This is a genomic window from uncultured Turicimonas sp. (genome assembly GCF_902477955.1).
In the GTDB taxonomy this organism is placed as follows: Bacteria; Pseudomonadota; Gammaproteobacteria; order Burkholderiales; family Burkholderiaceae_F; genus Turicimonas.
The window spans coordinates 1-24,154 of sequence record NZ_CABSJB010000038.1 but is presented as its reverse complement, the minus strand read 5'-3'; the positions used below and the strand labels follow the sequence as shown (position 1 = coordinate 24,154).

At 45.7% G+C, this 24,154-nt stretch carries 18 protein-coding genes; 5 read left to right on the top strand and 13 right to left on the bottom strand.

The annotated features are described in order from the left end of the window. Positions 1-123: 123 nt before the first annotated feature. Positions 124-516 (bottom strand): 30S ribosomal protein S9, encoded by a 393-nt coding sequence (gene rpsI, locus RDK53_RS10135; protein WP_308514544.1) that lies wholly within the window; start codon positions 514-516, stop codon positions 124-126. A gap of 2 nt (positions 517-518) precedes the next feature. Then, positions 519-947: a 50S ribosomal protein L13 gene (gene rplM / locus RDK53_RS10130; protein ID WP_308514542.1), complete on the bottom strand. Its 429-nt coding sequence runs from the start codon at positions 945-947 to the stop codon at positions 519-521. Between the two features lie 306 nt (positions 948-1,253). On the opposite strand from rplM, the gene RDK53_RS10125 reads away from it, so the two are divergent. Then, entirely contained in the window at positions 1,254-2,060 is an 807-nt protein-coding gene (locus RDK53_RS10125; protein ID WP_308514540.1) for an SGNH/GDSL hydrolase family protein, read from the top strand. Between the two features lie 69 nt (positions 2,061-2,129). Here the strand turns inward: RDK53_RS10125 and RDK53_RS10120 are convergent, their stop codons facing one another. Both RDK53_RS10120 and RDK53_RS10115 read right to left on the bottom strand, forming a co-directional pair. Beyond that, positions 2,130-3,308 (bottom strand): S1C family serine protease, encoded by a 1,179-nt coding sequence (locus RDK53_RS10120; protein ID WP_308514538.1) that lies wholly within the window; start codon positions 3,306-3,308, stop codon positions 2,130-2,132. Between the two features lie 175 nt (positions 3,309-3,483). Beyond that, positions 3,484-4,911 (bottom strand): FAD-dependent oxidoreductase, encoded by a 1,428-nt coding sequence (locus RDK53_RS10115; RefSeq protein ID WP_308514536.1) that lies wholly within the window; start codon positions 4,909-4,911, stop codon positions 3,484-3,486. Positions 4,912-5,229: 318 nt separating this feature from the next. Between RDK53_RS10115 and RDK53_RS10110 the strand changes: the two genes are divergently transcribed. The 4 genes from RDK53_RS10110 (at position 5,230) to RDK53_RS10095 (ending at position 13,428) form a co-directional block, all read left to right on the top strand. Next, complete coding sequence (locus RDK53_RS10110; RefSeq protein WP_066593989.1) at positions 5,230-5,541, top strand: HPF/RaiA family ribosome-associated protein; 312 nt, start codon at positions 5,230-5,232, stop codon at positions 5,539-5,541. Positions 5,542-5,734: 193 nt separating this feature from the next. Next, positions 5,735-11,326, top strand: a complete 5,592-nt coding sequence (uvrA, locus tag RDK53_RS10105) for an excinuclease ABC subunit UvrA (RefSeq protein ID WP_308514533.1) — start codon at positions 5,735-5,737, stop codon at positions 11,324-11,326. A 233-nt stretch (positions 11,327-11,559) separates the two neighbouring features. Beyond that, positions 11,560-12,060: a MarR family winged helix-turn-helix transcriptional regulator gene (locus tag RDK53_RS10100; protein ID WP_302944647.1), complete on the top strand. Its 501-nt coding sequence runs from the start codon at positions 11,560-11,562 to the stop codon at positions 12,058-12,060. A 150-nt stretch (positions 12,061-12,210) separates the two neighbouring features. After that, positions 12,211-13,428, top strand: a complete 1,218-nt coding sequence (locus tag RDK53_RS10095; RefSeq protein ID WP_308514531.1) for a M20/M25/M40 family metallo-hydrolase — start codon at positions 12,211-12,213, stop codon at positions 13,426-13,428. Positions 13,429-13,527: 99 nt separating this feature from the next. On the opposite strand, the gene RDK53_RS10090 is transcribed toward RDK53_RS10095, so the two are convergent. From RDK53_RS10090 to RDK53_RS10050, 9 genes are all read right to left on the bottom strand, one after another. Next, the gene (locus RDK53_RS10090; protein WP_308514529.1) at positions 13,528-14,514 is read right to left on the bottom strand and encodes a DUF362 domain-containing protein; all 987 of its coding nucleotides are present in this window, start codon (positions 14,512-14,514) and stop codon (positions 13,528-13,530) included. Positions 14,515-14,679: 165 nt separating this feature from the next. Further along, on the bottom strand, positions 14,680-15,816 hold the full coding sequence (lptG, locus tag RDK53_RS10085; RefSeq protein ID WP_308514527.1) for an LPS export ABC transporter permease LptG: 1,137 nt from the start codon (positions 15,814-15,816) through the stop codon (positions 14,680-14,682). Beyond that, positions 15,813-16,967 carry an LPS export ABC transporter permease LptF gene (gene lptF / locus RDK53_RS10080; RefSeq protein WP_308514525.1) on the bottom strand — a complete coding sequence of 385 codons (1,155 nt, stop codon included), beginning with the start codon at positions 16,965-16,967 and terminating at the stop codon, positions 15,813-15,815. Before lptF ends, lptG begins: the two co-directional genes overlap by 4 nt. A 126-nt stretch (positions 16,968-17,093) precedes the next feature. Beyond that, a complete protein-coding gene (locus RDK53_RS10075; protein ID WP_308514522.1) occupies positions 17,094-18,119 on the bottom strand; it encodes an oligopeptide/dipeptide ABC transporter ATP-binding protein in 1,026 nt (341 codons plus the stop codon). Beyond that, positions 18,103-19,143: an ABC transporter ATP-binding protein gene (locus tag RDK53_RS10070; protein ID WP_308514521.1), complete on the bottom strand. Its 1,041-nt coding sequence runs from the start codon at positions 19,141-19,143 to the stop codon at positions 18,103-18,105. Before RDK53_RS10070 ends, RDK53_RS10075 begins: the two co-directional genes overlap by 17 nt. Further along, on the bottom strand, positions 19,140-20,099 hold the full coding sequence (locus tag RDK53_RS10065; protein ID WP_308514518.1) for an ABC transporter permease: 960 nt from the start codon (positions 20,097-20,099) through the stop codon (positions 19,140-19,142). Before RDK53_RS10065 ends, RDK53_RS10070 begins: the two co-directional genes overlap by 4 nt. 2 nt (positions 20,100-20,101) lie before the next feature. After that, positions 20,102-21,313 (bottom strand): amidohydrolase, encoded by a 1,212-nt coding sequence (locus tag RDK53_RS10060; protein WP_308514516.1) that lies wholly within the window; start codon positions 21,311-21,313, stop codon positions 20,102-20,104. A gap of 8 nt (positions 21,314-21,321) precedes the next feature. After that, entirely contained in the window at positions 21,322-22,302 is a 981-nt protein-coding gene (locus RDK53_RS10055; RefSeq protein ID WP_277031130.1) for an ABC transporter permease, read from the bottom strand. A gap of 17 nt (positions 22,303-22,319) precedes the next feature. Next, a complete protein-coding gene (locus RDK53_RS10050; protein ID WP_308514513.1) occupies positions 22,320-23,921 on the bottom strand; it encodes an ABC transporter substrate-binding protein in 1,602 nt (533 codons plus the stop codon). Positions 23,922-24,154 lie beyond the last annotated feature (233 nt).

Genomic DNA, 24,154 nt, shown 5'->3' with positions numbered 1-24,154 from the left:
CATAGGAATTAAAGAACCTCCTAGATTTATCACCTAGGAGGTCCGGAATTCAGGCTTTTGCTTTGGTCCGCAGCAAGTGCAGACCATATTTGAATCGTAACTGTAAGTTCCGATGCGTTGAAATTAACGCTTGGAGAACTGTTTACGACGACGTGCTTTACGCAAACCGACTTTCTTACGTTCGACTTCGCGGGCGTCACGTGTAACGAGACCAGCCTGAGACAAGACGGACTTCAATGCTTCATCATAGTCGATGAGAGCGCGTGTGATGCCGTGACGGATAGCGCCGGCCTGACCGGATTCACCGCCGCCGTGAACGTTGACTTTAATGTCGAATGTTTCAACATTGTTAGTCAAAACTAACGGCTGACGAATGACCATACGGCCTGTTTCGCGAGGAATGTATTCATCAAGCGGACGGCCGTTGATGATGATAAGGCCTGTACCACGCTTCATGAAAACGCGGGCTACGGAGCTTTTACGGCGTCCTGTACCATAGTTGTAAATACCAATCATCTTTAGATCTCGAGCTGTTTAGGTTGCTGGGCGGAATGTGGATGTTCGTTGCCTTCGTAAACGAAGAGCTTCTTGAACATTGCATATCCGAGTGGTCCTTTTGGAAGCATGCCTTTAACAGCGATTTCCAAAGCACGGCCCGGATGCTTTTCTTGCATCTTACGGAAAGTTGTTTCGTAGATGCCGCCTGGGTATCCGGAGTGACGGAAATATTTCTTATCTTCAGGTTTGTTGCCTGTCATTACCAACTTGTCAGCGTTGATAACAACGATGTAGTCGCCTGTATCAACGTGCGGGGTATAAATGGGCTTGTTTTTGCCACGGAGTCTGAGAGCGATTTCGGCGGCAAGGCGGCCTACAACCTTATTAGTTGCATCCACAACATACCATTCACGCTTCACTTCAAGCGGCTTAGCCGAGAAGGTTTTCATTACGTTTCACCTATAAGCAGGATGATTATTCATCCAAATTAATTCATTACAATCAATGAGTTATCCTCATTGATCACTTTAAGTACAACGGAACGAGCGATGACGAAAGGACAACGCTCCAACAGAGAGACCGCAGATTATATCTTAAAAATCAAGAGGTTTTCAACTTCTCGATTTGCAAAAATTAATTTCTCTTAACCGTTCTTTTGCTGTTTCTGCAAACCCAACTTTCGCATACCGCATGGAGAAAACCGATAAAAAGCGCCACAATCTTGAAAGTCATGAATGATCAGCTTGGAGAATGTGATGAGAAAGATTATATGGACGGTAGTTTCAGCCTTTGCCTTTACCGGAGCAGTAAACGCCCTTGAAACTGATGTAGCTCCGAAAGTAACCGATATTCAAAACCATCAGCCATCTACAGCCTTATATGTTGGAAACTCTTATAGCTTCTACAACTGCGGCGTGCACGGTTACGTAAGAGGTTTTGCAAAAGAAAGCAAGACTCCATGGAAAGCTCGTCTGCAAACAATTTCTTCTGGGAAACTCTCCTTCCATAATGTTCAGGAGTACCTAACTCCTCATGAAGGGGATCCCTACGTAAAAGAGAGCAAAGACGGCAAAACACCTCCGATGTTTGATGTTGTCCTTCTTCAGGCACTTTCTACCGAGCCAATCAATCCGAAGCTTGTACCGAACTTCAAGAAATACTTGAAACAGCATATCGAAACCGTCCGCGAACACGGATCAACACCAATTGTGGTAATGACGTGGGCACGTCAGGACAAACCGGAACAGACGCGTCAGTTAGCGAATTCCACTATTGAAGCAGCCAATGCCAATGACGCCATCGTCTTGCCGGTCGGTCTTGCCTTTGCAGAAAGCTTGAAGAAAAGACCTGATTTAATCCTCCATCAAAAAGATAAGAGCCACCCGACCGCTGCCGGTTCATACCTCTACGGTGCCATGATTTACGGATTACTCTTTAAGAAGTCTCCGGAAGGCTTCAAATTCTTAGGCGAATGCGAAAAGCCTCTGAAGCCTGCTGATGCGAAATACCTTCAGCAAGTAGCTTGGAACGTACTTAAAGAATTCTACGGTTGGAAAGATTAACCTGCAGTCCTCAAAACCAAAGGCACCGTTTTTCGGTGCCGTTTTTATGTATATGGTCGTAAATTACTGCTACAGCTCGGACGGGGAAAGTCCGTAGCGCTTAAAAGTTTCAATCAAGAAATTCTGAACGACAGAGGAAGAGACGGCAAAATTAATATTCTGCGAACGCTCCTCGGCCCATACCATTGTATTGACGCCTAATACCTTTCCGGTCTTCAAAGAAATTAATGGACCGCCGCTGTTGCCCGGGCTAATCGATGCATCAGTTTGCACCACTTTAATGCCGTCCAGATTTCGTAGTCCGCTGACTATGCCCCGGGAAATCGTCCATTCGAATCCTTGCGGAGCGCCAACGGTAAAAACTTCTCCACCAATGGTCGGCTGCACATCAAAGTCGAGAAAGGATTTGGATTGATAAGGAACTTGAATCAGCGCCAAATCGTTCTGAGAATCGAGAGAAACCACATTTCCCGTAAACACCTTTCCGTTTCTAAGTTTGATCTGAACTCTGGGACTATTTCCAACCACATGGTAGTTGGAAACTATCAGCGTCGGATGAATAAAGAAGCCTGAGCCAAAGCCTCTTCCTGAGCGGATAACGACCGTGGAATTTAAATAATTCTGAAAATTAACGCCTTTTTCTGCCTTAGGCTGATCTGACGGAGCGGCTTCTGTGGTCGGCTGAGCAACCGGTGTGACTTGAGGAGAAAAGTACTCGGCAATCACTTGGTTTTGACGAATCCGTCCCTCTCCTTCTTTGAGCATCTTCGCCGTCGAGTTTTGGATGGCCGCTAAAACCTCTTTTCCATCCTGCTCTTGAGACAGTAAACCGGAGAAGAGGCCGGAAGACGAGCCAACTCCTCCTTCATCATTTACTTTTATGGCGGTGAGATATTGCCTATCCTTATTTAAGAATTCCAAGTCCATGCCGGAAGTCATTCTTGCTTTCTTAGCCTGTCCCTCTCTCACGGTGAAACCTGCCTGATAGAGAACAAATCCTTGGCATTCCGGACACTGACTGTAGCTGTCAATCAATTTAGCTTTCTTAAAAACCGTATCTAAAGAGGCTGTCACCGCGTAGCCGATGTTCTCCAGATCGATATCAATCTTGCCGCCGTTGTAGTTAACGCTTTGCGGAGGGTTAATAGGATTAGGCATCACGCCGATTACAGCATTAAAGGCCGGTTTGTCAGATGCCGGGGCGTAAAAATTCTTATCCATCGCGCCATGCCAAGCACATCCTGTCATGGCGAGCACAGAGAACAAAAGAAAAAAACGAAAGAACATCTTCATGAAGATAGGAAAAAGTTTTTAGCAAGCTCAAGAATGCTAACACCGCCTCCGGAAGCTTTCCTTAAGAGGCGGTGTGCAGATAAATTCTTTTTACTTTAAAAACAATTTATAACCAATTGATTTTCAGTGGTTATGCGAAAACTTTCTCCACTTCCGGTCTGAGCTTCTCAGTAACTGCAGCACTCATTTGGCCGATTCTCAGGCGCCTGAAGAGAACGTCTTCGGCACAGGAGGCGAATTCATGCTCTAAGCAATATTGAGCATATTCGACCACTTGAGCTGTTACGTCTTTTCCGTCTGCCAGTCCTTTATCCAGAGCTTCCGGATCAAAGTGATGGTTTCTGGCGATTGACATAAACATTGTGGAGCACGGCTTTTTATAGACAAGACCGGCGTCAATGGCTGCTGTCATAGCTTTTTCTGCTCTTTGACGATAGTTCTTCCAGCCGCCGCCCACAACTGTCACCATATTTTCAAACTCTGTCAGGATTAGACTGTTGCTGCCTTCGTGTCCTCGGCCGAAATTCTTCTTTGGAGTCACAATGGTATGAGAAAAAGAAGCCGTGACATTGTTGCTGTCAATGGAAAATTCTAAAAATGGCTTAATTTTTTCTATAAGACGAGTAACGGCAGTTCCGCTGTCCTCGCCTTCTTTCTCTTCAACAACTCCAACCTCTGCCATCCGGTTCCATGGGGTGCAGAAAAGGCGCTGCTCGCCTTTAGCCTTTGGAGTAAGCATGCCGTACTCGCCTTCAAAATGTCTGGCTTCCATGACCATGCAGGTAAATTTCTTTACTTCAGTCAACGGAGTTGCCTCGGCATAGGCCATTTGGCGAACGGCATCGGCACCTTCTCCTGCAGCATTAAAAATCATTTTGCACTTAACCCGGAAAGACTGCCCGGTAAGCTGGTCTTCTAATGAAACCGACTGAATTCTGCCATTTGCATCTCTTTCCAGCTCTTTTGCAGAAACATAGTTCAGACAAACTGCGCCTTGTTTCTCTGCTGTCTTGATCAGAGCAATATTCAATCTTGCGTCATCAAATTGAACAGCCTTGAATTGGACGCCTCCGACTAATTCTTTTGCTTTGACGTCCGGCAATTTTCTGATAACTTCTTCAGGCCTCAGATAAAGGGGGCGCCCCATTCCGTACCCGCCGTAACCCGCAGCAGCACCGGCAAGCAAAGAGAAATAGTAAAAGGCCAGTGTGGAACCTTTGTAGCAAGGAATGATGAAACTCCTTTCTTTAACCAGATGCGGAGCATTCGCTAAAAGATACCTTCTTTCTTCCAAATCTTCTCTGAGCTGTTTCCACTCCTTGATTCCTTTCAAGCAGGACGGTCCGGTCATGATTAGCTTTGTGGAAGAGCCGGAACTTCCGGAAGCAAAGTCCCCCGAATTCACCAGCAGCGTCTTAAATCCTCGTGATACGGAATCCAAAGCAATTGCAGAACCGGTCGAACCACCGCCGATAATTACGACATCCCAGACCGTTTCCTGGTTTAGCTGCTCTAAATTGCGGTTTCTAATCAAACCGGATTTAAATACTTTTTCCATTCCCACTCCGGACAAAATTTGGAAATTATTGAGTTCTCAAAACGATTCTCTATTTTAGGTGGAAATTAATAATCAAGTGGTGAAGAAGAGTGCGGAATCTTGATTTTTTCTATGGAGTAAAAAAAATCAAGAAAAAACAAGTGTGAAATACAGCTCGCAAGATGCTTGTACTGTAGCTGGCAGTTCTCGGCATGGCTTGTAAGTGAACATACACAAAGGTATATTTTCCCGCTTAACTGCAAAAAGCACAAGGCCTAACAATTTTTCGTAATTTGTGAAACAATAGAGTCACATACAACAACAAAAAAAGGAGCATGTATGAAACTTCCGGTACAAATCAGTTTTCATGGTATCGACCGCTCGGAAGCTCTCGAAGCATTAATTTCTAAAGAAGTGGAAGGACTTCACAAATTTGATGCCGACCTCATCAGCTGCCGCGTTGCAGTAGAAAGCGAAGGCAAACATCAAAACCAAGGCCGTGAGTGCAGTGTTCGCGTTTGCCTCAACGCCCCGGGACATGAATTCATCATGAACACAAAGAATGAAGATGCACACGCCGCCGTTCGTCAAGCATTCGATTCTTTGACCCGCCAAGTTAAAGATAACGCTGCTAAGAGAAGAGGCAACTAATTAGCCGCTTCAAAAGACCGCCGAAAGGCGGTTTTTTTACGTCTGCTGATGACCTTGCAGCCATCCCTCTTAATTTCATTTTCTTTCAAAATCAAACAGTTTCTAACAGTACTGATCCTCTCCAATCCGGTTTTGTTATATATTAACGTGGCCAAATTTTCCATCTTCATTTTTGAGGTCTGGAAATAACTATATGGAACACAAAATTAATTTCGATATGCAGACACAACCAAAAACAAGCGGAATTAGCGTTATCGGTGCAAAACAAAATAATTTAAAAAACATCGATGTTAATTTCGAGTACAACAAATTCACCGTTGTCACAGGAGTTTCCGGCTCAGGAAAATCCTCTTTGGTGTTCGATACGCTTTATGCGGAAGGCCAAAGAAGATATGTCGAAACTTTCAGCCCTTATGTCCGCCAATTTATGGACAGAATGGACCGTCCTCAAGTCGATAAGATTGAGGGTGTGCCTCCGGCTATTGCTATTGATCAGACAAATCCGGTTAGAACCTCCCGTTCTACTGTCGGGACAATGACCGAGATCAATGATCATTTGAAAATGCTCTTTGCTCAAGCTGCCGTGCTTTACTGCGAAAAATGCGGCAAAGAAGTCAAAGAGGACAGTCCCGAACATATCTATGCTTCTTTAATCGAAAACTGTGCATCCTTACCGGAAAACACTCGTCTTTATGTTTGCTTTACCGTTGATGTCCCCAAAGATTATCCGGTGGAAGACGTTCTCGCCGGTTTAAGCGCACAGGGCTACACTCGTGCCGCTCCTTTAAAAAATGTGACTAAAGGGCCGGCAGTTGTAGAAGTTGTCGCCGGCCGCTTCAAGAGCTCTTCCGACAAGTCCCGCATAATGGAAGCAATCGAAAATGCCCTGCAAACCGGCAAAGGCCACATGCACATTAGAGCGGAAACACCGGAAGGTGAAAAACTGGCTCAATGGAAATTTTCCAGTCAATTCTCCTGCGCCGAATGCGGTATTACTTACTCTAAACCTCATGCATCCACTTTCAGCTTCAATTCCCCGTTAGGCGCCTGCGAAACATGTAAGGGCTTCGGCCGCGTCATCGGTGTTGACTTCAACCTCGTTGTGCCTGATACCACGAAAAGTCTGAAAGACGGAGCTATCAAGCCTTGGACAACGGCCTCCTTCGAAGATTGTCAAAAAGAATTGCTCGAATATGCAAAACTCGAAGGCATCGATATCAACAAGCCCTTCAGAGAGCTTTCACAAAAAGAGCAGAAGTTCGTCCTCGAAGGCGATCCGAAGTGGACTTCTTTCCGCTGCAAGAAATGGTACGGCGTAAAAAACTTCTTTGACTGGCTTGAAACCAAAGCCTACAAGATGCACGTGCGCGTGCTTCTGTCCCGCTACAGAGGATATTCCGAATGTCCGACATGCCGCGGTTCTCGCCTGAAATCTGCCTCTCAGCTTTGGAGAATCGGCTCTAAAGAACTTGCAGATAAGGTACTGGGAGGGTCTGGTCAAACCTATCAAAGATTCCGTCCCGTCGGCTCATCCTTCAGCGACAAAATTCTTCAGAACCTTCCGGGTCTGAACCTGCAGGACATCATGCTCCTGCCGATTGAAAGGCTTAAAGTCTTCTTTGATGAACTGAGCCTGTCGCCTGAACTGGAAAAAACCTGCGACCAGCTTCTTAAAGAAATCCGTACCCGCTTCTCTTACTTAGTAGAAGTCGGCTTAGGCTACTTAACTTTAGATCGCCAAAGCCGTACTTTGTCCGGAGGGGAAGTCCAAAGAATTAATTTGACTACCGCACTCGGCACTTCTTTGGTCAACACCTTGTTTGTGCTGGATGAGCCGTCCATCGGTCTTCATCCCCAAGACATGGACCGCGTCAATTCCGTCATGCGCAAGCTCAGAAAAGCCGGCAATACCTTGGTGGTTGTCGAACACGATCCTCAAGTCATGCTGGCTGCCGACAGAATCATCGACATGGGGCCCGGACCTGGTGCTGACGGTGGAAGAATTGTTTTTGACGGTACTCCTCAGGAAATTAAGAAGGCTAAAACCTTAACCGGCAAGTATTTAAGCGGTGCTTTGCGCATCAATAAGAGAAAGCGCAAAAAAGTTAATGTTGTCGGCGACGCTTTAGTTCTCTTAGGAGCCAAAGAACATAACCTGAAAAATATCGATATCCGTATTCCTTTAGGCCATCTGGTTTGCGTTGCCGGTGTCTCCGGATCAGGCAAATCCACGTTGGTGCAAGATATTTTGGTTCCTGCCCTTCGTCAAGAAAAAGGACAAACCACCGAAGCGCCGGGCAAATTTGAATCTTTGATCGGCGCCGATAAAATCGACGATGTCATCTTTGTCGATCAAACTCCGATCGGCAAAACGACACGAAGCAATCCTGCGCTATTCGTCGGAGCATTTGACTACATCCGCGCCCTCTTTGCAGCCGCACCACTGTCTCAGAAGAGAAACTATACGGCAGGTACCTTCAGTTTTAACTCCGGTCACGGGCGCTGTCCGACCTGCGAAGGAAGCGGCTTCCAACATGAAGAAATGCAATTCTTGTCTGATGTATACATCAAATGCCCGGACTGCGACGGTAAGCGCTATCGCCCTTCCACGCTTGATGTGCACATCACCCGTATGGGCAAAAGCTTGAACATCGCTGACGTTCTTGACCTCACGGTTCAGGAAGCTCTGTACTACTTCTCGGAAAATAAAAATATCGTCAATGCCTTAACTCCTTTAGTTAAGGTAGGTCTCAACTATTTGAAACTCGGCCAACCCGTGCCGACCTTATCCGGCGGAGAAGCCCAGCGTCTGAAACTGGCGAAATATCTTATTGAAGCAGCTAATGAAGCCGGCTCCAAGAAGCACAAGATGTTTGTCTTTGATGAGCCTACAACGGGTCTTCACTTCGACGATACCGCCAAGCTTATGAGTTCTCTTCGCGAGTTGGTTGACAACGGTCACTCCGTTCTGGTCGTCGAGCACAACCTTGACGTGATCGACGGTTCCGACTGGATTATCGAACTTGGACCTGAAGGCGGAGAAAAAGGCGGCGAAGAATTATTTGCCGGTACTCCGGATCATTTCGTTATTAAAGAAACTCCGACAGGAAAGGCATTGGCTTCCTACCGTCAGGCTCTTATCGAGAAAGATCCGACCGCATACTTTGTGAATGCTCCGGCAGAAGAAACAGAGATTGCAGAACAATATCCGAAAGATGCGATTTCTATCGTTAACGCTCGCGAGCACAATTTGAAGAATCTTTCTCTGACGATTCCGAGAAATAAATTCACGGTAGTTACCGGTGTTTCCGGCTCCGGCAAGTCTACCCTCGCCTTTGATTTGGTTTTCAATGAAGGGCAAAGAAGATATTTAGATTCCTTAAACGCATTCGCGCGTTCTATGGTTGCACCGGCAAGCCGGCCCGATGTGGATGCAATTTACGGTATTCCTCCGACCGTCGCTATCGAACAGAGAACATCCCGCGGCGGCCAAAAGTCCACTGTTGCTACTTTGACCGAGATTTACCATTTCCTCCGCTTGATTTACCTCAAGCTCGGAACCCAATATTGTCCGACCTGTCATGTTCCGGTTCGTCCGCAAACAAAAGATGCCATTATTGAAAAGGTTATCTCCGGTTTCTCCGGCAAGTCCGTGATGATTACCGCTCCTCTTATTAAGAACCGTAAAGGTTCGTACAGAGAAGTCTTCGAAAAAGCCCATAACAAAGGCTTTGAACGTCTTGTTGTCGACGAACAAATCGTAGGAACTTATCCGTTCCGTACGTTGGACAGATTCAAAGAACACAATATTGATCTTGTTGTTTCCGAGACTGTCATCAGCAAGGACAGAGAAAGAGAACTGGATCATGTCATTCAATCTGCCTTAGAGCTAGGAAAAGGTGTCCTCCAGGTCAGATGCGGAGGCAAAGTTGAAACGTTCTCAGCTATTCGCGCGTGCCCCGTATGTGAGACCAGCTTCCCGCAGCTTGACCCTCGTTTGTTCTCGTATAACTCGGCGATTGGCTGGTGTCCGTCCTGCCAAGGTTACGGCTTGGGCGTCTTCCAAGATGCTCTGGCCAGAGAAAACATTGATGAAGAAGATACGGAAACTTTGAAACTTTCCAATAACTGTACGGAATGCTCGGGTACGCGACTGAATGAAGTTGCCAGAAACGTTCTGTTCTACGAAAAGAGCATTGCAGACATCTCCAACATGACAGTTGAAGAAGCCGAAGACTACTTCATAATGTTGGCCGATGCAATTAAGGATGATGAAAGAGAAAATGCGATTGCAAAGGATGCCATTGCTGAAATCCTGTCTCGTCTGGCCTTCTTGAAAGAGGTCGGCTTGTCCTATCTCTCGCTTAATCGTTCTGCACCGACTTTATCCGGCGGCGAATCCCAGCGTATTCGTTTGGCCTCCCAACTGGGTACCAATCTTCAGGGCGTCTGCTACGTTTTGGATGAACCGACCATCGGCCTTCATCCAAGAGACAACAAGATTCTCTTATCCGCCTTGGAAAAACTCGCAGATAAAGGCAACTCTCTCTTAGTAGTAGAACATGACGAAGATACCATCCGCAAAGCGGATCATGTCATCGACATCGGTCCGGGAGCAGGTGCACGCGGCGGCCAGCTTATCGTCAACGGAACGATTGATGATCTTATTGCCAATGCGGATAAATCTTTAACGGGTCAGTATTTGAAGAATCCTCTTCAGCATAAAGGTAAAGCATTACTGAAGACGAAATCTACCGATCCTTTTGTTGAAGTCAAAGGCGCTTTCAGAAACAACCTGAAGGTTGATTCCGTCAAGTTCCCGCTTAATAGATTGACGGTGGTAACGGGCGTTTCCGGTTCCGGGAAATCTACTTTATCTCGTGAAGTTCTTCTGCATAACTTGAAAGCCGCAGTTCAGGCTAAGGGAGAGAAAGTTAAATTTGTCGGCTGTCAAGATCTGCTTGGCTATGAGGCAGTAGACAGGGTTCTGGAGGTTGACCAAACACCAATCGGTAAAACACCGCGTTCTTGTCCGGCGACATACGTCGGTTTCTGGGATCAGATTAGAAAGCTTTTTGCAGCGTCGTCTGAAGCCAAGATGCGAGGCTATGGCCCGAACCGTTTTTCCTTTAACGTTGCTGTCGGCAGATGTCCTGACTGTGCGGGGCAAGGCTCAAAGACGGTGGAAATGAACTTCCTTCCGGATGTTCAGGTTCCGTGCGAAACCTGCGGTTCGATGCGATTCAACGAGGAAACTCTGGCCGTAACCTGGAAAGGCAAAAACATCGGTGAAGTTCTCAAGATGGATGTGGATGAAGCTGTCGAATTTTTTGCCAGCCAGACCTCCATCGCTCATCCTTTGAAGCTGATGAAAGATGTCGGCCTCGGTTACTTGACCCTGGGTCAGCCTTCTCCAACCCTTTCCGGTGGGGAGGCTCAGAGAATCAAACTGGTTTCCGAACTTACCAAAGTGAAGGATGACATCACCTTGAGAGGTCGAAAGGCTCCTCACACCTTCTACGTTCTGGATGAACCGACGGTCGGACTTCACATGGCTGATGTTGATAAGCTCATTAAAGTTCTGCAGCGTTTAGTCAAAGCGGGCAACACCGTTGTAGTTATCGAACATAACTTGGATGTGATGGCTGAGGCTGACTGGATAGTCGATTTGGGCCCGGAAGGCGGATCTGAAGGAGGGAAAGTCGTATTTGCCGGTCCTCCCGAAAAACTTCTTAAGAAGGATACCCATACCGCAAAAGCGCTTCAGGAATTCTTAAATCGATAGCGTCAGGTCCGAGGGAGAGGTTGACAACCTCTCCTTCATTTTCTCGCTCATGAGTCCTAAGACGTTCGGCAAAAGTCAACCGCTTTTTGGTGTTCGATATGGGTTTATCCCTACTTCACCTCTCCCCGTCTTAGGTCATAAATTTACGTGGTTCTTTGGAGGCTCCCTATAATCAGTGATGAATGAAGGGACAAGCGGTGTCTTCTTTTACGGACACCCGTGTGGAGAAAGCTGTGAATGAACATTATGAAAAAGGAACCTTAAGACTGCTACGGTACATCTATAACCAGATGGAGAGATGCAGGAATCTCGATTTTAGCCAGCTTGACATCACTTCTTCTCAAGCTAGTGTGATGCTGTTCCTCTTAAAAAATCGCAGTCGTCCCGTGACCCAGCAAAGCGTTCAATCAGCTTTAATGCTGTCTCACCCGACAATTACAGGATTAATGCAGAGATTAGAGTTCAAGGGATTTATTACTAGAGTCGCAAGTAAGGATGATAACCGCTGTAAGTTTGTTGCCCTGACTGACAAAGGACTTGAAATCGAAAAATCTCTCAAATCAAATTCAAAGAGTATGGAACATAAAGCTCTTAAAGGCTTGACAACCAACGAACTCGTTATTTTGGATCATTGCCTTCGTACGATTGCGGACAATCTTAAAGATGACAATCAGCAATTTATGGAAGACATTGCCAAGAAAGCTGTTCGTGAAATGATGACCGCAGAACACTAATTAAGTTTCTCGCTTCAAACCGAGCATCCGGCCTCCTAGGTGATAAGCCTAGGAGGTTTGTTTATTCGCATAGCCTTTTTCCGTATTCTTAAAAATTTTCTTCCATAATTATCAAGTTCAATCCTCAATCTTCTTTCCAAGGAGAACTTCATGACAAGCCGTCGACAATTCCTTTCCGGCTGTGTTTTAGCTGCCGTCCCAACAGTTCCTGTCTTTGCAAACTCTAGCCATGCCGATGATTTTGACATGAATCAATACATCAAAGAACTCAAAGAATTGATGGATATTGATTCCAAGTCAGGCCATGTAGAAGGTGCAAACCAGATAGCAAATATTCTTGCAAACCGTTTTAAATCAATTGGCTGGACGGTCACCACACGAGACTGTGAAGGCCGTGGAAAGGCCCTCGTCGCAACAAATACGCCTGATCAAACACACTATGACGTTGTTTTATCCGTTCATTCGGACACGGTTCAGGCAGTTGGAAACGCCTCCAAATATCCTTTAACGATTAAAGATAACATTGCTCACGGTGCCGGCGTTGCTGACGATAAGAGCTCATTGAATGCTGTCTGGTGGATTTGCAAGAAGATTCCTAAAAAAGCTCAAGAAAAACTCAAGATTGCCGTTATTGTGAATCCCGGTGAAGAATCCGGTTCTCCGGCCTCACGTGCCTTCATGGACGAACAAGCGAAGAAAACAGACATAGCCCTCGTCTACGAACCGGGCCGTCCCGGCAATGGCTTCGTCCGCTCAAGAAAAGGTTCAATGTTCCTCACTATCAACTTCCACGGAAGACCCGCTCACGCCGGCAATAATCCGCAAGACGGTAGAAATGCTGTTGAAGCTATGGCCATAGCTATTCCCGAAATTAAAGCCATTGCCTCTAAGTACAAAGACGTCACGCTGAATGCAGATGTAGTCAAAGGCGGTACTACTCCGAACACAATTGCAGAAGACGCAACCGTAGTCTTTGATTTCCGATTCTTCAATGATCAAACTCGTGATGCGGTCCTTGAAGATATCGAGAATCTTTGTAAACGAGGCTTCGCACCTGACGTAACATCTGAGTTGAAATATGTGGCAAAAAGTTCCGCTCTGGCTCACACGGAAAAATCTCAAAAGGTTATAGATGTTATTGATACAGCAGCCAAAGAGTTGGGTCAGCCTACCCCGAAATGGATGGATGTAGGAGGGGCTTCTGACGGCAATCGATTCTCAGGCGCGGGCGCCGCTGTAGCATGTGCGATGGGAGTAGTCGGCGGAGATCTTCACCATCCGGAAAAAGAATGGTCCGATATGACCTCCGTTAAGCCGCGCATTGAGCTTGGAAGAAAAGTCCTCGAACTTCTAGCAGAACAAAAGTAAAGAATCAGAATCATAGTTGTTCCTAGAGACGGAGATCAAGAAAGCTCGGAAGTTCCGAGCTTTCTTACTTACGGCTCACGAAGAACCACGATTCACTGATTAGAGAATCTCGATCAGTTCATATTGCGGATTGCCCATTTTCTTTTCCGCCATTGCGGTGAGTTGTCTTAAACCGTGTCTGGTTTGCATTCTCTCAACGAGATCATGATTATCGGAGGTATGTGAGAAAACCAAGTCAACGCAAGCCTGATCAATAGCAAGGATATCGGTAGAAGCAAGAATGCCGATATCAGCGATTGTAGGTTTAGCAGCAGCCGTTCCCGCGCAGTCACAGTCCACCGACATATTGCGCATAACATTGATGTAGGTAATGCGTTTACCGAAGTGGTCGATTGTCGCTTTAGCTGAATCAGCCATCAGTTCCATCAAACGTTCTTTAGCGGGCCAGTCATTCCAGTCAGCCGGCAATTCCCCCATCACATCGTGAACCTGGCGTTTCCCCACTTTGCCGGAAGCACAGCCAATAGCAATGTTCTTCATGGAGCCGCCAAAGCCGCCCATCGCGTGCCCTTTAAAGTGTGTTAACACGAGCATCGAATCGTAGTTGAGGATATTTTTACCCATTGCGACTTCTTTCAAATGGAAGCCGTCTTTAACCGGAAGATTTGCGTCGCCGTCCTCATCCATGATATCCACCGGGCAAAACGTCCAACCATTAATCTTGAGTGTTTCACGATGCTTCTCAGTCGTGACGCGATCACCGTCGTAAAGCGTATTGGTCTCCACAATGCTGCTTTCTGGAATAGTAGATTGGAGCGCTTGAACCATTTCTCTGGGAATAATATTGGGTCCATGTCGTTCGCCGGTGTGAAGCTTAATTGCCACCTTTCCGTAGATTTCACTGTTGACAAGGTTGTAAAGCTTTACGAGATGCTCAGCGTCAATTTTGCGTGTGAAATAAACCTTTGCTGCTGAACCGTTGTACTTTCCAGGTTCGACACGCTTCGAACCGATAACAGGCGTAAGAACCGGACTATTTACAAATGAACCTTCGCATCCGCAGCAGCAATTATCTTTGCTTGTCATAGGCTATTTCTCCTAGAGTTATCAGTTAATTCGGATTTTAGGCAGACACACAAACTTGTCCTGCCTGATTATGCGTATAACTGTTCCAAAAATGCAGGACTATTCCAAAGTTAATCCTCTATCTGTACTCACCAAACCGGTTTTAATGTGAGCTAAGAGGAAGAATTACGACCTTCTTTCAACCCACCACATTGCAATTGACGCAAGTACCAGCATCATCAGCGACGGCATGAGCGCAGAAATAAAGGACGGCACGCTTTGCAATACGCTCATGAATGCAAAAATATTGTTCAAGGCGTAATACAGAATACCAATCATAATCCCGCAGAAAATCTTGATGGCCATACCGCCGGCACGCGCACTTTGATAAGCGAAGGGCATCGCTAAGACCAACATCACGAGAATGGCCAAGGGATAGAACATCTTCGACCAAAATGCAGTATCGAAAATCTTATAGGTCTGGCCGTTGCTCTTCAAATACTCAACATAGTGATAGAGTTCCTGGAGAGACATGTACTCCGGCTTAACCATCAGTAATCCGAAAATATTCCCATCAAGATGCTTACCCCAAACAAGTCTCGGTGTATGAATTACTTCCACCTTCTCGTTTGAAACTTCTCTGGATTGCTTTGGAATAATCGGTAATTTTTCTTCTTTTGCATCCGTCAGAACCCAACCTTCGCTCTCGGAATAGCTCCCTTCTTTAGCTGTCACGATAGAAGTCATGTCTCCTTCCGGGTTGAAGACATAAATCTTCCAGTCGTAAGCAGCTTCATTAGGACGAAGACTGGAAACATTCACAAAGCGGATGCTGGTCGGTTTGCCGTCTCCGTCTCTAACAACATCGCGAACCCAGATGCCGGAATCCAAATCCTTACCGCTGAAAGAATCCCCTGTGATGTCAAGTTTGGCGACCTTGGAGTAGCGGTGCGCAGGAGGAGCCACATACTCTCCGAGTACGTAGGCAAATAAAACCATAACTAAGCCCGGAACCATCAGCATGGAAGCGAACTTCCACGGACTGACGCCCGAGACTCTCATCACCGTAAACTGGCTGGTAGCAGCCAATCTGGAAAGCGTAAAGATAGCCCCCAACATAACGGCAATAGGCAGAACCTGATAGCAGCGCATCGGCAGCACTAAGGCTGTAAGCATAAAGGCCTGACCAATGCTGTAAGTCGTTCCGATCTTGCTCGACTGACCGATTAAATCAAAGAATGCAAAAAGAGCAACCAATGCTAAGAGCACAAATAAACTGCTCTTAATTACCTGGCTGAAGATTAATTTTCCTAAGACTTTCATGCCTGCTCCTTCTTATTGCTCTTCAATTTTCTGAAAGGAGCTAAAACCCAGTTAACGACAATCGTATCAATGTGGCGCGTATTCATTGTCATTAATCGGTAGAACAAGAAAATAGCCAGCACGATAAATGGCAGATTCATCACAACCGTCGCTGACCAAATATCAAAGACGCCCTTGATAATCCAAGTCTTGAAGATAGATAAACAGTTCAAATAAAGAATAAAGAACAAAACAGCCGCGGTCTGCCCGTAATACTTCAAAGCTCTCGGGTTTGTATAAGAAAGAGGAATTCCTAAGAGAGCCAGAATAACCGCCACGATTGGCCAGTTAATTCTCCAAAATAATTCTGCAGCAGCTTGTTTGTTAGTAGGAACCAATGCCAATAAAGCCGGAAGCTGCATGGAGTCAACTTTCAAATTAGCTTTCACGTTGCTTGGAGAGGTATCCAGTCTGAGCTCGTATGTTCCGAAATCCGTTATCTGAGCATCTTGTCCGTTTGCAGGTACTTCATAGCGTTTTCCATCGTTGAGCACGACATAACGGTCACCGTTAGGATGCTCCTCAATTCTTCCCTTCTTGGAAGATACAACGGTCTGTGCGCCGCTTCGGCTCGGCTCAGCCATAAACACTCTTTCTACCGTTTTATTGTCTTGGTCGACGGCCTCTAAGAAAAAAATCTGTTTACCGCTCTTGGCCTCAATAAACTGGCCGGAAGAAAGCCTTGTGACGTCATCTCTTTGCGCGAATCTTTCTTTATAGGCGGCAAGCTCGGCTCTGGACCACGGAGAAATAACCAAGGAACAAAGGCCTACCAAAATCACGATAGGAATAGAAAACCTTAAAACAGGACGAATCCAAGTTGCCAGACTGCACCCGCCCGCGGAGAACCATACAAACATTTCGCTGTCGCGCCAGGATCGGTTCAGCGTCATAAATACGGCTAAAAACAAGGCCAGTGTAATTAAGGGAGGCAAATTCACCAAAGAAGAATAAGCAACGATCTCCAAGATGGAGTTACTGTCGTATCTTCCTCCGGCGGTTTGATTCAGAATTTGTACGAGCCCGATAGTTACCACAATGGAGAAGAGAACGGTAAACGCCCCTCCAGCAGTATTTTGTAATTCTGATATTAAAGCACGGCGGTAAATCATCGTTTATGGTTCGACTCAACAAAGAGCAGTTAGCCCTGATTCAAACAAACTATTAGTTTACCTCGTGCTTTCCTTCTTGAGTAGTTTAAGCTTGAAGTGAATCTCATTAAATACACAAAGCATTACTCATTTGCGCCAGTTGCCGACGGCATGACAGGCAACTTCAACGATCGAACCCATATTTTCTACCTTTCTCATCTCAGGCTTGACCTTTTTGCAGATATCTTTCGCATAGGGACATCTAGGATGGAAAGTGCACCCTGCAGGCGGTTCCAGCGGATTAGGAACCTCCCCTTGGATTTTCTTTCTAGGCTTGCCCACGCTTCTAATATCCGGAATCGCATCCAATAAAAGTTGAGTATATGGATGCAGAGGATAGTTAAATAAAGTCTTTTTATCGGCAAGTTCAACCAAGCGTCCTAAATACATCACCCCGACGCGGTCGCTGATGTGATGTACCACAGAAAGATTGTGAGAGATAAATAAATAAGTGAGACCGATTTCCTTCTGAAGATTCTGCATCAAGTTCAAAACTTGAGCTTGTACAGAAACGTCCAGAGCCGAAGTTGGCTCATCACAAACAATGAACTCCGGGTGAATGGCAATTGAGCGAGCAATCGAAATTCTTTGTCTCTGGCCTCCGGAAAACTGGTGCGGATATCTAAACTTATCTTCCGGTGACATGTTCACCAACCAAAGAACGGAATCAATGCGGTCTTGAATTTCCTTTTTATCAGTAAGGACTTTCTGAGCGATGATAGGTTCTGCAATAATCCTTCCGACGCTCCAACGCGGATTTAAGCTCGCATATGGATCTTGGAAAATCATTTGGATCTTGTTGTGCAGCTCCTTGGCATCTTTTCCTTTAACGTTGGCCATATCCAAGCCGTTAATTTCTACACGGCCGAAGGTTGGTTTATGCAAACCTACCAGCATTCTCGCTGTCGTGGATTTACCGCATCCGCTTTCACCTACCAAGGACAAAGTCTCTCCTCTTCGGATTTCGAAGGAGACACCGTCAACCGCCTTCAGAATAGTTTTCGGTTTTCTTTCGATAAGTCGGTTTAGCAAAGGAGCGGAGACATCAAAATACTTTCCGATGTTCTGAACTTTAACTAGAACGCTCTGTTGGGTTTTAGCTTCTACGTGCATCGGCTAGTTCCTTTCTGATGTAGTAAGGCTGAGTTCTGTATTTCGCAATTTCTTCACTGCGAGACTTCCAGCAAGCGACCATCACATTATTTACGGATTCCATCTGAGGTCTCTCTCCGATACACCTTTCATCTGCCAAAGGACAGCGCGGATGAAATGCACAGCCTTTAGGCACTTCATTGAGCCGCGGCATGTGACCTGGGATCTGAGTTAAGAACTCGGCATCTTCTCCGATTTTCGGAATTGCTCCCATCAAGCCGGAAGTGTAGGGATGCAACGGAGAATGAATGATGGCTTTGGTTTCTCCAATCTCGACTAACCTTCCCGCATACATGATAGCCACTCTGTCTGATGCTTCTGCGATGACGCCTAAGTCATGAGAAACAAGCATCACGGCAGTGCCCTTTTCTTTGCACAAAGTTTTCAGCAAATCAATAATCTGCGCTTGAATTGAAACGTCCAATGCTGTCGTCGGCTCATCGGCAATCACCAGTTTCGGGTCTCCCGCCAAAGCCAAGGCAATGACAACACGCTGTCTCATGCCTCCGGAGAATTGATGAGGATAATCATCGATTCGTTTTTCAGCCGCTGGAATCCCCGTCTTCTTTAAAAGCTCTATCGCCTCCTCGCGAGCTTCTTTTTCCGAAAGGCTCCTATGCGTGACAATGGTTTCAACGAGCTGCTCTCCTACGGTAAACAGCGGGTTCAAACTTGTTAACGGATCTTGGAAAATCGCACCGACGATTTTCCCTCTCAGCTCTGAGCGCTCTTTTTCAGATAGATTATCTACTCGTTTACCGTTAACCCATATTTCTCCTGCGCTGACATGGGCCGGATGATCCAGTAATCCAATAATGGCATTGCCGGTCATAGACTTTCCCGCGCCGGATTCTCCGACTACACCGAGGATTTCTCCGGGATATATCTCTAGATTCACATTATCCAGAGCAATAAGGAGTTCTTTTCTTGTGGGAATCTCAACTCTGAGATTTTTCACTTCAACCAATGGATTCTTTTCTGTCATGACTGTCCTTGAAGCTTCGGATTTAAAGCGTCTCTCAGCCAATCGCCGAGAAGATTAATCGTTAAAACAAACACGATCAGAGTTAAACCCGGGAAGATAGTGATCCACCATTCGCCGGAGAATAAGAACTCATTACCGATGCGGATGAGCGTTCCTAAAGATGGCGTTGTAGGAGGTACTCCCACCCCCAAGAAGGACAAAGTAGCTTCAGTAATAATGGCGGTTGCAATCTGGACCGTCACCAAGACGAGAATCGGGCCTAAAACGTTAGGAAGGATATGAGTGAACATGATTCTCAAAGAACTCACACCGAACACTTGTGCAGCCTGCACATACTCCCTCTTCTTTTCCGCCAAAGTCGAACCTCTGACAGTTCTCGCATATTTAACCCAGCCCGACAAAGAAATGGCAAAAATCAGTACAGCATAAGATGCCTCGTCATGAGTTCCTTCTGGCAAAACTACCCGAATCACGCCGTCAATTAATAAAGCTAAAAGAATTGCGGGGAAGCTGAGCATAACGTCACAGAAGCGCATGATAACTGCATCAGTCACTCCTCCGACATAACCTGAAATAAGGCCCAAGGAGATACCGAGAACAACAGAAATAAACACGGAGGAAAGACCGATTTCAAGAGATACTCTCAATCCGTAAAGGATTGCTGAAAGCATGTCTCTTCCCTGATCATCCGTTCCCAAAAGGAACTCGCGGGAGCCGCCCTCCTCCCAAGCAGGAGGAAGGAAAGCATTTGCCAGATCAAATGATGCCAAATCGAACGGATTGTAGGGCGCAATCCAACTTGCAAATACGGCAGACAGAATCATTCCTGCTGCGATAACAAAACTCAGGATGATGACAGGAGCATGTCTAAATCGCCAGCATAAATCGGAATCCCAAAATCTAAGGAATTGCAATTTAAGTCTGGTTAAAAGGCTGTCTGTCTGAGTATTAGGCATTCTTATCCTGCTAAATCTTTAAATCTTTTTTCTAATGTTTTTACTAACAAAGTAGCGGCTAGGGGAATAATTTCATCGTTGAAATCGAAGTATCCGTTGTGCGCAGGAGCGCCACCCTGTCCTACTCGAATATAAGCACCGGGAACCGCTCCGGCCATAAAGGCAAAATCTTCACCGCCGGTTGCTCTCGGGTAATTTCTTTTCATATTTTCTTCACCTACCAGTTCAGCTCCGACATCGGCAATTGCTTTGGCCTGTTCCTCACTATTAATAAGAGGAGGATACTTTCTGTCATAGTCGAGGACAGCAGTGCACCCAAAAGCAGCTGCCGTATTCTCAGCAACTTCTTTTAAACGTTTTTCAATCAAATCCCTGGTTTCCGGCTTAAAGGTTCTAGTAGTTCCGACTATCTGGCAAGAATTAGGAATCACACTTTGTGCTAGAGGATCTCCTGAATGAATCGAGCCGCATGAAACTACAGCAGAATCCAAAGGACTTACGTTTCTGGAAACTAAAGTCTGAAGGGCCGTAATAATGTAAGCTGCAGCAACAATAGGATCACTGCAATTTTCCGGACGAGACCCATGGCCGCCTTTTCCTGTAATGGTAAGAGTAAATGCGTCAGCAGCTGCCTGCATTGCTCCGTAATTCAAAGCCAGCTCTCCGGGGCGAAGAGCAGAAGCAGTGTGATAGGCATAAATTTCTTGTACCGGAAATCTTTCAAAAAGACCGTCATCCATCATGACTTTTGCACCCGACCATCCTTCTTCCCCGGGCTGGAAAATCAAAATCGCTTTGCCGACAAAGTTTCTTGTCTGAGCTAAATATTTGGCAACCGCTAAGAGAGTTGCTCCATGGCCGTCATGCCCGCATCCGTGCATTCTGTTTCCTAAGCAAGAAACATGATCATGGTCGCTCATTTCTTTCATCGGAAGAGCGTCGATATCAGCACGCAATCCTAATGAGGCGCCCTCTTTGGAAGAGCCGTAAACTACTCCTACGACACCGCAGCCTCCGATCTTTTCATGAACTTCATCCACGCCATAGGAGCGAAGAAAATCTGCGATCTTCTTAGAAGTTCTTGGAGTATCCAAACCAATTTCAGGATTCCGATGAAAATCCTGTCTTATCTCTCTAAATTCATCTTTCCATGATTCGATTAGAGGAATTGAAGCTTTTTTCAGATCTACTACGGGTTCTTGAGAAACAAACATCTTAATCCTTACGCTTGTGATTTACCGTCAATCTTGAGACGTGGGTCCACAGCCACATAGAGCAGATCCACAATAAGGTTCACCACAACAAAAATAAAAGAAATGAGACAGAGATAAGCCGCCATTACGGGAATATCTGCAAATTGGACTGCTTGAATAAAAAGCAGCCCCATTCCCGGCCACTGAAACACTGTCTCCGTCACAATAGAGAAAGCAATAATTCCTCCCAATTGCAATCCGGTAATCGTGATAACGGGAAGAAGCGTATTCTTCAAAGCATGGCGGAAATAAATAGAACGCTGCGAGATTCCTCTGGCCCGAGCAAATTTAATGTAGTCCGTCCTCAGCACTTCGAGCATTTCTCCTCTGACCAATCTCATCAGCAGTGCAATTTGGAAAACAGCTAACGTAATAGCGGGCAAGATAATGTGAAGAATTCCATCTTTGGTAAAGAGGCCGGAAGTCCACCAGCCAAAAGCTACTGTATCGCCTCTTCCATAGGACGGCAGCCATCCTAACCAGACGGAAAAAACCAAAATCAGCAAAATACCAATGAGGAAAGTCGGCAATGAAATGCCGATCAAAGAAAGCCCCATCAGCCACTTTGCTATAAGAGAGTTTCTCTTCAAAGCAACGAAAACGCCTAAAGGAATCCCTACAAGAGTTGCAACAAAAGCAGAGAAAAACGCTAGCTCAATCGTGGCAGGCATTTTTGCCTTCAGCAATTCTGATACCGGAGCTCCTTGTCTCAAAGAAACTCCGAAATCACCTTGCGCGGCTTTTCCTACGAATGCCGCGTACTGTTCCCAAATAGACTTATCTAGACCTAAAGAATGTCTCAGTGCTTCTCTATCTGCTTCGGTAGCTTCCTGTCCGAGCATTTGCATGACAGGGTCGCCAACGAACTGAAATAAAAGGAACGCGATAAGAGTGACGATCAACATCACGAAAATCGCCTGAAACATTCGTTTTACAACGAATACAAACATCAAAAAAATCTTTCAGATTATTTATTAACTTTTACTTTATCGATTTCAAGTCTGTTATCAGAGCGAATTTCCGCATCCATGTTCTTCCCCATACCCCAAGTGATGAGCTGAGTATGCAGAGGAAGCTCATAGACCTTATCACTAATAATCTTCAAGGCCTTGGCAATATCAGCATTGCGAACCTTAGGGTCGGATTCAACTTTAATCTTCTCGACGAGAAGATCAATTTCAGGGTCAGACACTCTTCCGATGTTAGAAAGACCATTACCTTTCTTCGTATCAAATGTAGAAACTAAGGACTGTATGCTGAACAATGCATCCTGAGTACTGCAGCCCCAACCTACCATACCTGCAGAAGTATCAAAGCTTAAGACTTTCGGGAAGTAATTGGCTCTAGGCATGGCGTTAACATTAACTTTGACGCCAATTTTTGCCCACATGCCCGCTAAAGCTTTGGCAATAGCCTCATCATTAACCCAGCGGTTATTCGGAGTATCCAAGGTAAATTCAAAACCATTTGGATATCCGGCCTCAGCTAGAAGCCTCTTGGCGGCTGCAACGTCATAAGGATGGCGAGCATCTTGTTCAGGAGTCCAACCTGCGACATTAGGAGGAATAATTGAGCCGGTTGGAATGGCTGAACCGCGCATAACCGTTCTCTTCAAAGTCTGAATGTCGATTGCCTGGTATAGAGCTTTTCTTACTCTTTCATCTTTGAACGGGTTTTTGTCTGTCGCTTTACCATCTACTCGAACATAAGGGGACTTGTCTCTGTATTGATCAAGGGAGATCATCAACACTCTGAGTTCAGGTCCTTCTACTAACTTAACTTTGTCATTACGTTTTAATCTCTGAGCATCTTGAGGTGCTAAATCTAAAACAAAGTCAACTTGGCCGGAGAGCAAAGCGGCGGTACGAGTGGCAGCTGATTTAATAGGAGTGTAGATAGCTTCTGTTACGTTACCGATCTTATTTGCTTTATTCCACCAATCCGGATTCTCCACAAATACTGTCTTAACATCTACTTCACGGCTCTTGAGTTTGAACGGGCCTGTACCATTAACATTGCGTGCTGCGTAGGACTCTTCTTTTTCGACGTAATTTTGAGGATTCACAACGTTATGTTCTTCTGCCCACTTCTTATTAAGAATACGCAAGTGGGTGAGTTGGTTGAGAATAACAGGACTCTGAGTAGAGGTTTTAATAAACACTTGTCCGTCAGGGCGTACCTCTGCATCAAGAATTCCGGCAGTGTATGTACGGAATTGAGAAAGCGGATGAAGGGCACGCTTAATAGAAAAAACAACGTCTTCAGGAGACAAAATTTGACCTTCATGGAACTTAACGTTCGGTCGAATCTTGAAAAGGAAGCCGCCCGGCTCTTTTGACCAGCTCTCTGCTAAGCAAGGAAGAATTTCAGAATTTTTGCCTAAATTGACAAGAGTTTCGTATACATAAGAGTTAGCAGCGCTGTTAAGTCCTTCATTCTGAGCATGAGGATCAAAGGTAAGAATATCGCCCTGGCTTGCCCACTTAAAAGTTTCAGCAAATGATGCCCCAGAGAAAGTTGCCGCAACAGCAGCGACTAAACAAACAGATGCTAATTTAACTTTAAACATGGGTACTCCGATATTTTTATTGGTTTTAGAACGATCATTTTTATAACACTGAAACACTATATTTCAACAGAAACATAATATTATTTTCAAGCGAACGTCTATTTCGGTTTCCCAAAAGACAAAACCCTCGGAGCCGCAATGACTTCGAGGGTCTGTTTTAAATAATTGAGCCCGGAGGCTACCTACTTTCGCAAGAAATACAACTCACTATCATCGGCGTGGAGGCGTTTCAC